We start from the raw sequence: 16,895 nt of genomic DNA, 5'->3' as shown, positions 1-16,895 counted from the left end.
AATTGTTTTATTGGTGGTGAGTTGATTTAATCATTTTCGCCTCAATCTTAATACCTGATACTTTTATCTTGACACTAGCCAATGCTCAAATTTCGGTTAATCGTTTTCTTTTTGATTGCTGTTTGCAGTTTTGCTGTAGCGCAACCATTAGTTAGGGTTTCTGGAATTGTTTATAGTGAAGAGAAGCTACCGTTAGCTCAGGTAACTGTAATTGTATTAGGGCAGGCGCAATCTACCGTTACTGATGAATTTGGGGTGTACACGATTTATTCCAAATCAAAAACTTTCAGCATTAAATATTCTCTGCTGGGCTATCAACCTCAAATTCTAAAATTTAATGAGCGTTCTGGAGCCAGAATTATGCAGCAGGTAAATTTAATTGCCAACATTAACGAGCTTGAACAGGTTAATATTACAGATAAGCAAAATCAACTCAGTAATACCACCACCATAAATATTGCCGATGTGGCATCAATGCCTTTGGTTTCTGGCAATTTTGAAACCATGCTCAAAACCTTGCCTGGCGTTTCTACAAATAATGAATTAAGTGCGCAATACAGCGTCCGTGGGGGTAATTTTGATGAAAATTTAATTTACATTAATGATATTGAAATAAACCGACCAGTTTTAATTAGAAATGGCCAACAGGAGGGATTAAGTTTTATAAATTCCGAATTAGTTAGTAAAGCAAAATTTTCTGCAGGTGGTTTTGAGGCAAAATATGGCGACAAACTCTCTTCAGTTTTAGATATACACTACGATAAACCCGACAGTAATCAAACCATTTTTAGCACGAGTTTATTAAATACATCTTTAACAGCAAAGCGGATTTACAAACGCAGTTTTTTTCTGGCAGGTTTGAGGTATAAAAACAATTCGAGTGTACTGATTAAACAAGATGAAAAGGGGAGTTATAATCCAAATTTTGCCGATGCTCAAATCATGTATCAATATGATTTTTCTCCGAAATTCAACATCAGTGTTTTAGGAAATTTGAATTTAGGTCAGTTTAAGTTAGAGCCAACCAATAGAGAAACTCAATTTGGAACTTTAAATACAACATTGCGCTTAAATGTTGATTATACTGGTCGGGAGATTGATGATTACCAAACTTTAGGAACGGCTATAACCGCAACTTATGCTCCAAAGCCTAATCAAGTTATAAAATTTATAAATAGCTATTTCAATACCATAGAACGAGAGCGATTTGATATTGATGGAAGTTACATTTTTGATGAGGTTGACAGTAGCTTTCCAATTGGAGTTTTCGGACCTGTTAGTAAAAATAAAGGCATTGGTAGTTACTACAATTATGGGCGTAATAGTTTAAATACACAGATTTTCGCTTCAGAAATTAAAGTCGACCAAAATTTTAATAATCATATTTTTTCATGGGGATTGAAGTTCGATAAATCTAAATATAACGACCGATTAAACGAATACAACTACACAGATTCAGCGGGCTATATCTTGCCGAATAATGCAAAAAGTATTGTGCTGCAAAATGTAATTAATGTAGAAAACAACATCGATATTAAAAATTATAGCGCTTATATTCAGGATAGTTATTCACTTTCAAGTTATGCAGAACTTCAGTTGGGCGCTCGTGCAACTTATAGTTCGTTAAGCAAGCAATTATTAATTAGTCCAAGGATGTTAATTGCATATAGACCTAATTCTAATAACAAGATTTTAAGGTTTACTGCTGGAGTTTATAAACAACCTCCTTCATATAGAACCATTCGTGATTTTACAGGAAAACTGAACATCAACCAGAAAGCACAAAGTTCTTACAATACTTCAATTGGTTATGATTACGCTTTTGATGCTTTTGGTACTCGTTTAAAATTTACCTCCGAAGCTTATTTTAAATATTCAGATAGGCTAATTCCGTATAAAATTGATAACCTGAGAATTAGATATTTAGCAAATGAGGTTTCAAAAGGTTATGCTTATGGAGCTGATTTTAGTATTGGAGGAGAATTTGTAAAGGATTTGGTTTCCTATTTTCGCATGTCGGTAATGCATGCAAATGAAGATATAGTTGGAGATAGTTATGTGCAAAATGGCGAAACAATATTTCCTGGTTATTTGAAAAGACCAACAGACCAAAGACTTAATTTTTCAATTTTTTTTCAAGATAGGTTGTTAAACAGCCCAACCTATAAAGTACACTTAAACGCACTATACGGTTCCCGTTTACCAATTGGTCCATCGCAAACGCCGAGATATTTGGATAAGTTCTACATTCCATCATACAAACGTGTTGATATTGGTTTTTCGAAAGATTTTCTTGATGATGCAGCTTTGCACAAACCTAAATTTTTAGATAAAAATTTCAATTCAGTTATTCTTTTCTTCGAGGTATTTAATATGTTGAACATTAACAATACCGTTTCTTATTTATGGCTTAAGGATGTAGATAATGTGCAGTATGCAATTCCTAATTACTTAACTGGAAGGCAATTTAATTTGAAGTTGATAGTGAAGTTGAAAAATTGAACAGGATTTTAAGATTATATGATTTTAGGATTTTTATTTCTTTACTGATAAAGATTTGACTTTGGTTAAATTATGCAGTTTGCATGGAAACTATCCGAAGAATTACCAGACCTGATTTATCTAAACCCGACAGAAGCGAAAATACTTTTTGTTTACAGCTAACCTAAATAGCCTGCCATGCTGAGGAACGAAGCATCTGCAACCGATGAAAAAGATTCTTCGTGCCTCAGAATGACAGTTTTTACAAAAAGATTGTAGCGTATGGCGGGACTGCAGTCTGCCAAAAGATTGTACTAATGTTTTCTAAATTATCTAGATACTAACCATATCAATATTGAATTTTCTGAAAAGCCACATCAACATAGAAGTAATTCTTTTCTTTGGTAAAGACTAATGCCCAATAACTGCGTTGTCTGCCGAAGCTTCGATTTCAGTTTTAATAAATCTTTTGCCAATAAAAAGGCAAAACAAGGCTACAAAAGCAGCAGCGGTCATAACTAACGGCATTGGAACTACAGAGTGTTCGCTGAATAAACTTACCATTACAGATGCTAAAGCGCCTAAACCCATTTGCAAAGCGCCCATTAATGCTGAAGCACTTCCGGCGTTTTTTGTGAATGGTGCTAAAGATAAAGCTGCTGCATTTGGGTTGATAAACCCTAAGCAGGATAGGAATAAAGCAATAAAACCAATAGTCGAGTACAGATTTAACCAATCGTTTATTGCAAAAGCCAGAAAAATTAAACTAAATGCGCATTGAGCTATTAATGCATAATTCACAATTTTTTTACTGCTGAACCATTTTAAAATTAGACTGTTTAATTGGCTTGAACCGATAAAAGCAACAGATAACAATGCAAAAATCCATCCGTAACCAGTTTTACTTACTTCGTAAATTTTCATAAAAACAGTTGGAGATGCCGATACGTAAGCGAATAAGCCTGAAAATGTAATTGAACTAATTAATGCGTAGGTGGTAAATTGTGGCTCTTTTAAAACGGTTAAAAAGCTGTTGATTATTGGTTTTGGTTTTAACGAATAGTTTGGATCGGGCTTATAACTTTCTGGTAGTTTAAAAATTGTAGCTAAAAGAATTATTATAGCCATTAAGCCTAAAAACACAAAAACATATTTCCAACCTAAAGCGGCGATTAAATAACCTCCGGCTGTTGGAGCAAGCATTGGCGAAACTGCAATAACCAACATTAGTGAAGCAAAAACCTTCGGACTTTCTTCTACCGTAAACAAATCGCGAACCATTGCAACTGATGCTACAGCCGTTGCGCAACTTCCAATGGCTTGTACAAAGCGTAGAATTATAAGTTGGTTAACATCTGTAACGGCTAAACATAAAAATGAGGCTACAATGTATAATACTAAACCAAAATAAAGTGGTTTTTTACGTCCGAATTTATCGAGTAATGGTCCATACAAAAGCTGACCAGCAGAAATACCAATGAAGAAACTTGATAATGATAAAGCTACTGTTGATTCTGTGCTTTTTAAGTCTTGGGCTATATCGACAAAACCAGGCAAATACATATCGATAGAAAATGGGCCAAGTGCTGCTAAAGAACCTAAAATCAGTATCAGATAGAAATGCTTTTTCTTCGCCATGTTTGTTAGTATTTAAGGGCGCAAAGATTGTGAGATTATATTTCTTAACCTATTTTAATAGTCGAATGATTGTAAAAAGTATTTGTTTTTAAATTTTAACATATAAGAATACAATTCTGATTCGATTTATAATTAGATTTATACGCTATGACTTTTAAAACTAAAGAAAGCCGTTTACTTCTCATCCTTGGAAGTTTTTTTGTGGCAAATGCAATCTTATCAGAATTTATTGGTGTAAAATTATTTAGTGTTGAAGAAACATTGGGTTTTAAAAAGTTTGACATCAACTTGCTTGGTGTTAAAAATCTTTCTTTTGTGATGTCTGCTGGTGTACTAACCTGGCCGATAATTTTCATCATGACTGATATTATAAATGAATATTTTGGTGTAAAACAAGTTCGTTTTTTATCGATTCTAACTTCAATTTTAATTGCCTTTGCATTTCTAGTGGTTTGGGGTTCTATGCATTTAAGTGCTGCCGATTTTTGGGTTCACCAAAACATTAACGGAGAAGATTTGAATATGAATAATGCTTTTGCAGGCATATTCGGGCAGGGGATGTGGATTATTGTGGGTTCGATAGTTGCGTTTATTGTTGGACAGCTTGCTGATGTTTTAATTTTTCATCGGATAAAAAAGATTACCGGAGATAAAGCACTTTGGTTACGCGCTACAGGTTCAACTCTTGTTTCGCAATTGATTGATAGCTTTGTAGTTATATTCATCGCATTCTATTTAAATCCACAATATCATTATAGTTGGGAAATGGTTGCGGCGATAGGTTTGGTTAATTATACATATAAGTTTATTGTAGCAATTTTAATGACCCCAATATTGTACGTAGTGCATGCAATAATTGACGGCTATTTAGGAAAAGATTTAGCAAAAAAGCTAATTGATATGGCTGGGAGAGGATAATTGATAATCAATTTATGAGAAAGAACTTTTTATTTATAACTGCAATTACTTTTTTATTTGCTTGTAAAGGCAAATCTGATTCAGATAATCAGAAATTAAATATTCAGGGAACGTGGAAATTGGTTTCTGGAACTATTACTGATAAAAAATCAGGCAAAACAACTCCTTATGAGATGAATTTTGAAATGATTAAAATTATCAACGATACCCATTTTGCATTTCTAAAACATAGCTTGAATAAGCAAGATACACTTGGTTTTGATGCTGGCGGCGGAAGTTATGAGCTAACTATTGACAAGTATGAAGAACACCTTGAATATTACAGCAACAAAAATTGGGAAGGCAAAAAGTTTGATTTTAAAGTGAGCTTGATAAATGATACGCTTGTTCAATCTGGTGTAGAGAAAGTAGAAAAAGAAGGAATTGATAGGGTAATTATCGAAAAGTACATTAAAAAAAAGTAATAATGCAAAAGGTCGGACTCGCTCCGACCTTTGCGCTTAACAACAAAACAAATAAAAAAATTAACCTTAAAAAATATCTTATAAAGCAGCTAGTTCTTCTGAAAATACATTTTCTGCTACCTGCTCTTGCTTATAAATTTGCCTACCGGTGTAAGCGATAAATACATTTTTATCAAGCAATAAATCACGGTTTTTAATTAAACTATCCAATTTTACAGTTCCAATAACATATTTATATTCATTGGCTGCATAACGTTCGCTAATATTATCAAACTCCAATAGACTAATTAAATCTTCATCAGCATAACGTAAATAAATTTCGAGCAAAATATCTTCTGTGTGTTTTACACCATTTTCTGAATGATATTTTTTATACTCATAACGATAGTCATAGCGTAGAGCTGCAATATCAGAAAGCACAGCCGCACCTGTTGGATGGCCGCCGGCACCCTTACCAAAGAAAAATTGTTTATCAGCGAAAGCAGCTTGAACAGTTACTGCGTTGTACTCGTTTTCTACATTGTAGAGAAAATCATCTTTAGCAACGAGTTTAGGCAGAACATATGTAACAATGTCTTTTTTGTTTACTTTCCTTGCTGTAGGTACTAATTTGATTTTGAAATTCTTCTCACGAGCATATTTGATATCGTGCTGAGAAAGATTTTGAATACCAATGTTTAAAATAGCATCCGGATTAACAAATAAACCATAAGCATGAGCTGTTGCGATTGCTAATTTATATTTTGGATCGTAACCACCAACATCTAAAATCGGATCAGTTTCTGCAAAACCTAAATCCTGTGCTTCTTTCAAAGCTGAATCGTAACTCTGGTTTTCGTTAAATATTTTCGATAAAATGTAATTAGAAGAACCATTGAAAATTCCACTTAAAGCATGGAAAAGTTCGTTGTCGTAGTATTCTTCAAGGTTTCTGATGATTGGAATACTTCCACAAACTGCACCTTCATAAAGTAACGATGTGCCATGCTTTTGCTGTAAATCTACCAGCTCTTTCAAATGCGTAGCAATCATTTTTTTATTGGCTGAAACTACGTTTTTGCCATTTTTAAGTGCAGTTGTTACAATTTCGTAAGCAGCATCAGCATCGTTAATTAACTCTACAATCGTATTAATTTCCGAATTATTCAGGATTTCATTTTTATCCGTTGTAAATAAATCTTTGTTAAGCGTACGTTTCTTTCTTGGGTCTTTTATTGCAATCTTTATAATCTCGAGATTAAGGTTTTGGCTCTGGATAATATCCAATAAACCTTGTCCAACAACTCCGAAACCAAATAAACCTATTTTTAAATTTTTACTCATGGTGTTTTAAAAGTATCAAGTAGCGAGTTTTGAGTATCTAGTATTGAGTATCAAGACAAGATTTTTACAGCGTTTTCGCTACTATTTTGTTTGTATTTATTTGCCACGGAAACAATGCTTTACACGGAATCATATTTCTTATTTTTCTGTGATTCAGTGTTTCCGTGGCTGATTAATTATTTTAGCTTTCAGCTTAAGCGGCATGCTTAACTTTAAATTTTTTACTTTTTACTTTTAACCTTGCTAGGCAGTATGCTGCAGCTTGAAAATTTTCTTGTCCCTGCTTTCCTTAATAAAATTTCCGATGATGTTAGTCAAAGCATTAGTTTCTATTAAAAAACCGTCGTGTCCGTATTCAGAATGAATGGTTTCAAACTCAGCACCAGTAATATTGTCTGCCAAATATTTTTGCTCAGAAATAGGGAAGAGGAAGTCGTTTTCAATTCCAATAACTAAAGTATTTGCCTTAATTAATTTCAAAGCTTCAGCAATTGATTTACGATTTCTGCCAACATTATGGCTATCCATAGCTTTAGTTAGGTAATAATAACTGTAAGCATTAAAGCGGTTTATCAATTTTTCACCTTGATAGTTTTGGTACGATGATGCCCGGAAATTATCGGTCTTATCGTTAACGCTTTCAACTTGCGTACTACCATAAGCGTTGTAAGTTCTGTAACTTAATAGCGCAATACTACGAGCAGTTTTTAAACCTTTACTGCCACCATCTGGTTGATTTGCATAGAATGTTCTGTCAGTCGCAATAGCTAAACGCTGACTTTCGTTAAATGCAATTCCCCAAGGAGAATGAACAGCATTTGTGGCAACTAGAATAAGGTTTTCAATTCTATTAGGTTCTGTAATTCCCCATTCTACAGCTTGCTGACCACCTAAAGAACCACCAATTAAAAGTTTAATTTGGTTGATGCCTAAATGATTTGCCAATAACTGATGCGCTGAAACAAAATCTCTGATGGTAAACTGCGGAAAAGCCAGATAATAAGGTTGGCCAGTTACTGGGTTTACGCTTAACGGATTCGTTGTTCCGTAGTTAGAGCCTAATACATTAGCACAAACAATATAATGGTCGTTAGGGTTGAATAAAGCGTTTTGCCCGAACAAACCTTCCCACCACTCAAAAACATCAGCATTCGCCGTAAGTGCATGGCAAACCCAAATTACATTATCTTTATTTGCATTTAACTTTCCATAAGTTTGATAAGCAATTTGCAGATTACGGATTTTTTTACCGTTTTCTAATTTAAACTGTTTAGGGTAATTATATGTTGATTCAGTACTCATTATAAATTCTAGTATCGTATTGAAAAATGTTTTTTAGGCTTGCAAAGTTTCTTCAGTAATTTTTGCGTTGATGTTCGCGAAAGCGCTTGCTCAAAATCAGCTTTTATATCATCAATATGCTCAATACCAACAGAAACTCTTAATGCGTTTGGTTTTACACCTGCGGCTAATTGCTCGGCTTCGCTTAACTGCTGATGCGTTGTTGCTGATGGTTGAATAATTAATGTTTTTGCATCACCAACATTAGCCAAGTGAGAAACTAATTTCAAGCTATCAATAACCTGTGTTGCATTTCCTTTTGTACCGTTAAGTTCAAAGGTTAAAACACCACCAAAACCATTGCTCAGATATTTTTTAGCTAAACCATTGTATTTACTGCTTGCCAAACCTGGGTATTGTACTTCTTTAACCAAAGGATGGTTTTCTAGCCAGGTTGCTAATTCTAAAGCATTATCAACATGACGTTGAACTCGGAGAGATAAAGTTTCCAAACCTTGTAATAGAAGGAAAGAATTAAATGGAGACAAAGACGGGCCTAAATCTCTTAAGCCTTCTACACGAGCACGAATAATGAACTGGATGTTTCCAAAAGGACCACCAATACCAAAAACGTCATTAAAAACTAATCCGTGATAACCTTCTGATGGTTCTGTAAACTGAGCAAATTTTCCATTTCCCCAATTGTAGTTTCCGCCATCTACAATTACACCACCAATGCTGGTTCCATGTCCACCAATCCACTTTGTTGCAGATTCTACAACAATGTTTGCGCCATGCTCTAAAGGTTTAAACAAATATCCGCCAGCGCCAAAAGTATTATCAACAACTAAAGGAATATCATATTTCTTTGCAATAGCGGCAATCTTTTCAAAATCAGGAACACTAAAAGCAGGGTTTCCGATGGTTTCTAAATAGATGGCTTTTGTTTTTTCTGTGATTTTTGCTTCAAATTCTTCAGGTACATCAGGGTTTGCAAAATCAACATGAATGCCTAAACGTTTAAAAGAAACTTTAAATTGGTTGTAAGTTCCGCCATAAATATGTGATGATGAAACTATGCTATCTCCAGCTTCTAAAATATTATGCAAAGCGATAAACTGTGCAGCCTGACCAGATGCAACAGCCAAAGCAGCAACTCCACCTTCTAAAGCAGCAATTCTTTTTTCAAAAACATCAGTTGTTGGATTCATCAAACGAGTATAAATGTTCCCGAACTCTTTCAGTGCAAACAAATTCGCACCGTGTTCAGCACTGTTGAAACCATAAGATGTTGTTTGATATATTGGAACAGCTCTTGCACCTGTAGTTGGGTCTATTTCCTGGCCAGCATGTAGCTGTAAAGTTTCAAATTTATATGAAGTTGACATTTTTCTAATAATTGATTATGTGAATGTTTGAATACATTAATTACCAGACTTTGATTATAAAATATTATAATGCTAAATCAAGATAATCTTATAGGGGCGTATCCCGATTTTTCGGGACCTTCCAATTTGAAAAGAAAACAAAAGAGGAAGATTTTTAGATTACTGTATGCAACAGCACATACAAGTAATCGCCTGCATATCCAAACAAATCATCGAAATAGAAGAAATTTCTACTTTGTTGTTATTTTGACTGGGTTCGCTTTGCGATTGAAGATTTAATGTTTTCATCAGTTATAATTTATATCTCCAAATAACACCTTGTTATCCGGTCAGGAATTGGCACCTTCTCTTTCTGAGGGTTGCCAGTGGGTCATGGAGCCAGTCTCTCGCCACTTCTTTATAAATCAATCTGATTAAAGATTGACTTTTATTTAGCTGCTTTGCCAAATAATATTTCAAATGTCTGAATTTAATTTTAATTCACAAAATAAAATTCTGATTTTTATTTAAATTGATGTAAATGATGTGTATAAATTGAACCAGGTTTGATAATTCTGTTAAAATTTACATAGAATTAATTGTAAAGTTCTAAGTTTGTGATACCTATAAAATTCTAATCATTAATGAAAAACTCTAAAATCATCCTTTTTACGCTTGCAATATCCTTAGCTTGCGTATCTGCAAAAGCACAATTTGGTGGCTTAAAAGATAAATTACTAAAAGTTGGAACAGCTCAGGGTGCAAAAGCACTCGGTGTAGATAAATTTTTGAAACAACCTGCGGCTATCTCAACAAGTTTTGAAGATGTAAACCGCGAAGGCGAGAAGATGCCTGATTTCAACGCTTCAGCAAAATTTCAACCATTATATTTATTGCCGAAAAATACGGATGGTGGTTACATTTTATGTGAGGGTTTTTACGAAATGACTAATAAAAGTTATTGCCTAAAAGCAGGAACTTTTGCGCCATCAAAGGGAGATGGTTACATGTTTGCTCCAGTTTTAGGTCCGAAAGATGAAATCGTAAACGCAGTTTTAAGAAGCGCCGAAAAACATCAGGATGTAGAACAACATGATATTCAGGTTTTATTGTGGACGATAATTGCCAGAACAAAATTTGCTGATTACGCCGGACAAGTAAAATTTACAGCAATTAAATTACTTACACCAAAACAACTTACTCAATTAGAAGGTGGTGCCTTAGGTATTTTACCATTTGATGTCATGGAAAAAGCTAAAGACCAATTGCCATCTGGAGTTAAAGCTGTTTTTGAAGCCGAAAATAATATCCGTCAGCTGGTTTCATCAGGCAATTACACTTATGCTGATATGGAAAAGTATGCAATTATAGCTGGAATGGCACCTCCAAGAGCCGATGTTCCAAGTGGAATTTGGACTAAACATCCTGATGGTTATTATGTGCGTTATTTTCCTTCTGGTTATTCTATAACTAAAGTTCAGGTTTACGTTCCGAAAGAATTATTGGCTAATGGAAATAAACTGGTTTATGATGCTGTTGGCGATATTGCTTGCCCGGCAAATACAGGTTCGCAACGATTAGCACAAACAAATGAGCCATTAAATGCCAACTATAATGCCAAACTGGTTACCATTTGTAATCCTAAGTAGATTTAAAAACAAATATCTATTACAGAAACCTATTTGTACCTATATTCGTATATAAAATAAAACATAAAATGATAAGCACAATTTTAATCCTCCTGAACTTTTTGCTGCCTACGCCACCAAAAAATGTTTACGATTTCAGTTTCAAAACCATCGATGGTAAAGAAGTTAAACTTTCTAAGTATAAGGGAAAGAAAATCCTGATCGTAAATACGGCATCAAAATGTGGTTACACACCACAATATGAAGATTTAGAAAAACTTCAAAAGCAGTATGGCAAAAAAGTAGTATTAATTGGATTTCCGGCAGGTAACTTCGGTGGCCAGGAATTTTCTACTAATGCAGAAATCAAAGAATTTTGTACAGGAAAATATAATGTTTCTTTTTTACTTGCTGAAAAAAGTAGTGTAAAAGGCGATGATATTAGCCCGCTGTTTAAATATCTAATTACTCAAACTAATACAGAAGAGCAAGGCGATATTAAATGGAATTTTGAGAAATTCTTAATTAACGAAAAAGGGGAGTTGGTTCATCGTTTCCGTTCAAAAACAAAACCTATGGACGAAGCGATTGTAAAGAACCTATAATTAATGGAAGATGTAAAATGGGAGATGGAATGAATTTCTCTCGCATCTTAAATAAAAAAGGGTAAAATGGAAATTCCATTTTACCCTTTTTTATAGATTAATGTTTAAGAAAATTGTTAGGTGATATATCATTCCATCTAACATCTTCCATTTTCCCTATTTCCATCATCAAGCTAGTTTTTCTCCAACAAGTTTTTCCAAACTATTGCACTTAAAACAGCACCAACAACTGGAGCTGCAATAAACATCCAAACTTGCTTTAGTGCTTCGCCACCAGCTAGTATTGCAGGGCCAATACTACGAGCAGGATTTACAGAAACGCCTGTTACTTTAATTCCAACAATGTGAATTAAAACCAACGAAAGTCCGATTGCCAAACCAGCGAAACCACCATTAATATTTTTGGTAGATGTAGAGCCAAAAATTACCAATAAGAAAATAAATGTGAATACTGCTTCTGCAATAAATGCTGCTGTAGAATTGTATTCGCCTAAATAACCTTTTCCCCAACCGTTAGAACCTAATGCCCATTCTTTCATTTCGAAAGTTGCCTGGTTACTAACTATAAGGTAAAGCAAACCAGCACCAGCAATGGCGCCTAAAATTTGAGCTACAATGTAATAAGCTGCTTCACTTGCTTTCATTCTGCCGGCTACAACCATTCCAATTGAAATTGCAGGGTTAATGTGGCAACCAGAAATGTGCCCAATTGCATAAGCCATTGCAACAACCGATAAGCCAAAGGCGAAAGATATGCCTAAGAAGCCAACACCTGTTGTTCCATCAGCACCAGCAATAACCGCACTGCCGCAACCCATTAAAACTAATACTAAAGTGCCAAGAAATTCGGCGCTAAATTTTGAGAATTTACTCGTTTCCATTTAATTGTGTTTTAGTTAAAAAATTAAATAGGAATGAGATGCCACAAAAGTAACTTAAAAATTACAATTTCAAAATTTTAATAATTTAAACACGAACAAAGGTGGCTTAAAAACAAAAATAGCCGACAATTTTGTCGGCTATTTATATATTGAAAGTGATGTATTTAAACTAAAAATCCACCACCAAGTAAATCATTTCCTTCGTAAAACACAGCCGATTGGCCAGGCGCGATTGCAGAAACATTATGGTCAAAAACAACACGCATTCTATCTTTCTCCTGCACAATTGTACTTAACATACCTGCATCCTTATAACGGATTTTCGTAATTACATCATTCAAAGGTTCTTCAATACTTGCATATTTTACCAGATTAATGTTCCTAACCATCGCTTCTTTGCGTTCTAATTCATCAGCTCTGCCCAACATAACCGTATTGCTTTCTGGTAAAATTTGGGTTACAAACATTGGTTCTCCAAAAGCTACACCCAAACCTTTACGTTGGCCAATGGTATAAAAAGGATAACCTTTATGCTGTCCAACAACCATTCCATTGCTTAAAATGAAATTCCCACCAGCTACACGCTCTTCCAAATCTTCAACCTTGTGGCGTAAAAATGCTCTATAATCGTTATCAGGTACAAAGCAAATTTCATAGCTTTCAGATTTTTTAGCCAATTCTTCCTGACCCATATCCAAAGCCATTTGTCTTATATCCGCTTTAGCGAAACTTCCTAATGGGAATTTTGTGCGTGAAAGATTTTCTTGAGAAACACCCCAAAGTACATAAGATTGGTCTTTGTTTTCATCTTTACCTTTCGAAATTACATAACGTCCGCTATCTTGCTGACGAATATTTGCATAATGCCCGGTTGCAATAAATTCACAATCTAATTTGTTGGCACGTTTAAGTAAAGCTTCCCATTTAATGTGGGTATTACATAATACACAAGGATTTGGCGTTCTTCCGGCAAGGTATTCGTCAACAAAATTGTCAATTACATAATCGCCAAATTCATCACGTATATCTAAAATATAATGCGGAAAACCATAGTTTACGGCAAGTGTACGAGCATCGTTTATACTATCTAAAGAGCAACAGCCAGTTTCCTTGCTGCTACCGCCAGATGAAGCGTAATCCCAGGTCTTCATGGTTAGGCCAATTACTTCATAACCCTGCTCATGTAGCATAACCGCTGCTACCGAACTATCAACCCCGCCACTCATGGCTACCAGAATTCTACCGTGTTTACTCATCTTAAAATAATTGGATGCAAAAATAAGGTTTATTTGGCTCAATTTAAGTAAAGCAAGTCAGTTACTTGTAAAAAGCTAAGGCTTAGTTTTTGGTAGTAAATTTTTATTAAAGCAAAACCTGCTCAATAATTAATATTCATCCAGCTTTTTGCTCATACGCCTGCAGTCCTTAATCACGAGGCCGGTATCCGCTTCAATCTGGTTTAGAAACTTAAAATTGTGCAATAAACCTGCAAAATTCAAAACAAATCTTTCTTACCATTACATTTTTAACGACTAATAATTACAACCCAACTAAGCCTCCGCACTACTTCTTCGCTCTACTTTAAACCGGCCTAACATCCCGTACGTACGGGATTGGGCATGTAATGTCAAAGCCAAACCTCTAACTTTAAAACAAAAATTTTGAGCCGGCAATTTTGTTTCTTTTGTTGTCAAAAGAAAAAGGCCCGTCTGGCCAAGACAAATAAACACCCCGCCCTGCGGGCACCCCTCTGGAAGAGGGGAATGCAAAACGCAAATCAGCTATGAAATTTTCTGATATTGATTTTTAAAAATAAATTAACCTTCAGAAATGATAAAACTTGAAAGATTGAAGCATTTAGTGGGACAATATTAACCGAGAACCACTAAAATTGCTTTTCAAAACATTTATATAAAACTTTGTATTTTTTTAGTTAGTTAATCGATTTAGATTTACTTTAGCTAATCATTTCCAGATAAATTAATACCTTAGAATTTTTAAATTTTAAAACCGATATGATTAAAAAGATTATCCTGACTTGTTTGCTGTTTTCTGCTTTTGCAGTGTCTGCTCAGCAAAATTTAGTGCAGTATGTTAAGCCGATAATTGGTACTTCAAAAATGGGGCATACTTATCCGGGCGCTACGGTTCCATTTGGTGCTGTACAACTTAGCCCAGAAACCGATACTTTATCTTACGAAGTAAATGGAAAGTACAACGGCGATGTATATAAATATTGTGCAGGCTATAAATATGAAGATAAAACGATCACTGGTTTCAGTCATACACATTTTAGTGGTACAGGCCACTCTGATTTAGGCGATTTTTTAATCATGCCAACTCAAGGCAAACTGCAGCTAAATCCTGGTACAGCAAGCGACCCAAAATCTGGCTATCGCTCTGCGTATTCACATGCCAATGAAGTTGCCGAGGCTGGTTATTACAAAGTTAAGCTCGATGATGATAATATAACTGCTGAGCTTACGGCAACAACTCGTGTTGGAATGCACCAATATACTTTTCCGAAATCAGACCAATCGCATATTATTTTAGATTTGATGGCTGGAATTTACAACTATGACGAAAAAACGGTCTGGACTTATGTTCGTGTTGTAAACGATACCTTGGTTACTGGATATCGCCAAACTAACGGCTGGGCAAGAACAAGAACGGTTTATTTCGCAATGAGTTTTTCTAAGCCTTTTAAAAGCTACGGAAGAAAAAGTTACGATGCAAAACAAGCTTACAGAGGTTTTTGGGGTAAATTTAACCAAGACAAAAACTTCCCGGAAATTGCAGGTAAAAAGTTAAAAATGTTCTTCGATTTTGATACTGAAGAAGGAGAGAAAGTTAAAATTAAGTTTGCATTATCTCCGGTAAGTCAGGAAAATGCACTTCAAAATATGCGTGGAGAAATCTCGGGATGGGATTTTAACAAAGTAAAAGCGCAGGCACAAACTACCTGGAATAAAGAATTGAATAAAATTCAGGTTAATGCCTCAAATGATAATAAAATCAACTTCTATACTGCGTTATATCATTCTTTTATAAATCCTACGGTATATACAGATTTGAATGGAGAATATAAAGGCTTAGACCAAGGTGTTCATAAAGCAGATGGTTTTACCAATTACACTACCTTTTCACTTTGGGATACTTACCGAGCATTGCATCCATTTTTTAACATCATGCAACCGAGTAGAAGCAATGATATGGTAAAATCAATGATGGCTCATTTCGACCAAAGTAGTTTACATATGCTGCCAATTTGGTCGCATTATGCTAACGATAATTGGTGTATGAGTGGTTATCATAGCGTTTCTGTTATTGCTGATGCTATCATAAAAGGCACGTATAATGGTGATGCAAATAAAGCATTGGACGCTTGTATCGCAACGGCAAACCACCGCGATTATGAAGGTATTGGTTATTATATCGACAAAGGGTTTATCCCGGCAGATAAAAGCGGAACTTCGGTTTCGAATAATCTTGAGTATTCTTATGATGATTGGGCGATTGCTCAATTAGCAAAAAAGTTAAACCGAACAGATGTTTATAACGAATTCATTAAACGTTCGAACAACTGGAGAAATAACTGGGATGCAGCATCTGGCTTTATGCGCCCTAAATTAGCTGATGGCACTTTTAAAAAAGCATTCGACCCTAAAGATACTGAAGGACAGGGGTTTATTGAGGGTAATAGCTGGAATTACAGTTTCTTTGTTCCACATGATCCGGCTGCGTTAATAGAGGTAATGGGTGGTAAAGCAAAATTTGCATCTCGTCTAGATACTTTATTTACCATGCATTTACCAGATGAATTTTTTGCACATACTGAAGATATTACCCGCGAAGGTATTATTGGTGGTTATGTACATGGAAATGAGCCTGCTCACCACATTGCTTATTTTTATAATTGGGCAGGACAGCCTTGGAAAACACAGGCTCAGGTTCGTCATATTTTAAATATGCAATATAAACCTACTGCCGACGGATTGGGAGGAAATGATGATTGCGGACAAATGAGCGCTTGGTACATGTTTTCATCATTAGGATTTTATCCAGTTTCTCCCGGTTCTGATGTTTATTCGTTGGGTAGCCCTGCTGTAAACAATGCAATTATTAACTTGGAAAATGGTAAAACCTTTACTGTAGAGGCGATTAAGCAAAGCCCGAAAAATGTTTATGTACAAAAGGTTTTATTAAACGGTAAAGAAATTACCGATTACCAAATTAAACATAGTGATATTACAAACGGCGGCAAGCTGACTTTTTACATGTCTGCAAAGCCAAAGAAATAAAACATCCC

12 protein-coding genes and 1 riboswitch are annotated in these 16,895 nt (G+C 35.0%); of the genes, 6 read left to right on the top strand and 6 right to left on the bottom strand.

Annotated elements, in window-relative coordinates; genetic code table 11:
- Nucleotides 1-111 precede the first annotated feature (111 nt).
- A complete protein-coding gene (locus ACO05K_RS07540; protein ID WP_421943837.1) occupies nucleotides 112-2,502 on the top strand; it encodes a TonB-dependent receptor in 2,391 nt (796 codons plus the stop codon).
- Nucleotides 2,503-2,892: 390 nt separating this feature from the next.
- Here ACO05K_RS07540 and ACO05K_RS07535 read toward each other — a convergent pair whose 3' ends face one another.
- Nucleotides 2,893-4,119 (bottom strand): multidrug effflux MFS transporter, encoded by a 1,227-nt coding sequence (locus ACO05K_RS07535; RefSeq protein WP_421943836.1) that lies wholly within the window; start codon nucleotides 4,117-4,119, stop codon nucleotides 2,893-2,895.
- A gap of 147 nt (nucleotides 4,120-4,266) precedes the next feature.
- Between ACO05K_RS07535 and ACO05K_RS07530 the strand changes: the two genes are divergently transcribed.
- Together ACO05K_RS07530 and ACO05K_RS07525 are read left to right on the top strand one after the other, a co-directional pair.
- On the top strand, nucleotides 4,267-5,037 hold the full coding sequence (locus tag ACO05K_RS07530; RefSeq protein WP_421943835.1) for a queuosine precursor transporter: 771 nt from the start codon (nucleotides 4,267-4,269) through the stop codon (nucleotides 5,035-5,037).
- Between the two features lie 14 nt (nucleotides 5,038-5,051).
- The gene (locus ACO05K_RS07525; RefSeq protein ID WP_421943834.1) at nucleotides 5,052-5,501 is read left to right on the top strand and encodes a hypothetical protein; all 450 of its coding nucleotides are present in this window, start codon (nucleotides 5,052-5,054) and stop codon (nucleotides 5,499-5,501) included.
- Nucleotides 5,502-5,579: 78 nt separating this feature from the next.
- Here the strand turns inward: ACO05K_RS07525 and ACO05K_RS07520 are convergent, their stop codons facing one another.
- The 3 genes from ACO05K_RS07520 to ACO05K_RS07510 all read right to left on the bottom strand — a co-directional run bounded on the left by ACO05K_RS07520 (nucleotide 5,580) and on the right by ACO05K_RS07510 (nucleotide 9,493).
- Nucleotides 5,580-6,824 (bottom strand): homoserine dehydrogenase, encoded by a 1,245-nt coding sequence (locus ACO05K_RS07520; RefSeq protein WP_421943833.1) that lies wholly within the window; start codon nucleotides 6,822-6,824, stop codon nucleotides 5,580-5,582.
- Nucleotides 6,825-7,067: 243 nt separating this feature from the next.
- Nucleotides 7,068-8,126, bottom strand: coding sequence for a homoserine O-acetyltransferase family protein (locus ACO05K_RS07515; protein ID WP_421943832.1), 1,059 nt, complete (start codon nucleotides 8,124-8,126; stop codon nucleotides 7,068-7,070).
- 8 nt (nucleotides 8,127-8,134) lie between these two features.
- A complete protein-coding gene (locus ACO05K_RS07510) occupies nucleotides 8,135-9,493 on the bottom strand; it encodes an O-acetylhomoserine aminocarboxypropyltransferase/cysteine synthase family protein (RefSeq protein ID WP_421943831.1) in 1,359 nt (452 codons plus the stop codon).
- A gap of 295 nt (nucleotides 9,494-9,788) precedes the next feature.
- Nucleotides 9,789-9,899, bottom strand: a riboswitch (SAM riboswitch).
- Between the two features lie 217 nt (nucleotides 9,900-10,116).
- Between ACO05K_RS07510 and ACO05K_RS07505 the strand changes: the two genes are divergently transcribed.
- Together ACO05K_RS07505 and ACO05K_RS07500 are read left to right on the top strand one after the other, a co-directional pair.
- Complete coding sequence (locus ACO05K_RS07505; protein WP_421943830.1) at nucleotides 10,117-11,121, top strand: hypothetical protein; 1,005 nt, start codon at nucleotides 10,117-10,119, stop codon at nucleotides 11,119-11,121.
- Nucleotides 11,122-11,189: 68 nt separating this feature from the next.
- Complete coding sequence (locus ACO05K_RS07500; protein WP_421943829.1) at nucleotides 11,190-11,705, top strand: glutathione peroxidase; 516 nt, start codon at nucleotides 11,190-11,192, stop codon at nucleotides 11,703-11,705.
- A 173-nt stretch (nucleotides 11,706-11,878) separates the two neighbouring features.
- Here the strand turns inward: ACO05K_RS07500 and aqpZ are convergent, their stop codons facing one another.
- On the bottom strand, nucleotides 11,879-12,586 hold the full coding sequence (aqpZ, locus tag ACO05K_RS07495; protein WP_421943828.1) for an aquaporin Z: 708 nt from the start codon (nucleotides 12,584-12,586) through the stop codon (nucleotides 11,879-11,881).
- 164 nt (nucleotides 12,587-12,750) lie between these two features.
- Nucleotides 12,751-13,842, bottom strand: coding sequence for a tRNA 2-thiouridine(34) synthase MnmA (gene mnmA, locus ACO05K_RS07490; protein WP_421943827.1), 1,092 nt, complete (start codon nucleotides 13,840-13,842; stop codon nucleotides 12,751-12,753).
- Nucleotides 13,843-14,601: 759 nt separating this feature from the next.
- Here mnmA and ACO05K_RS07485 point away from each other — a divergent pair.
- Nucleotides 14,602-16,887, top strand: coding sequence for a GH92 family glycosyl hydrolase (locus tag ACO05K_RS07485; RefSeq protein WP_421943826.1), 2,286 nt, complete (start codon nucleotides 14,602-14,604; stop codon nucleotides 16,885-16,887).
- Nucleotides 16,888-16,895 lie beyond the last annotated feature (8 nt).

The organism is Pedobacter sp. (assembly GCF_965227205.1).
GTDB lineage: Bacteria > Bacteroidota > Bacteroidia > Sphingobacteriales > Sphingobacteriaceae > Pedobacter.
Note: the sequence above shows the minus strand (reverse complement) of the source record. Positions and strands in the feature narration are given on the sequence as shown.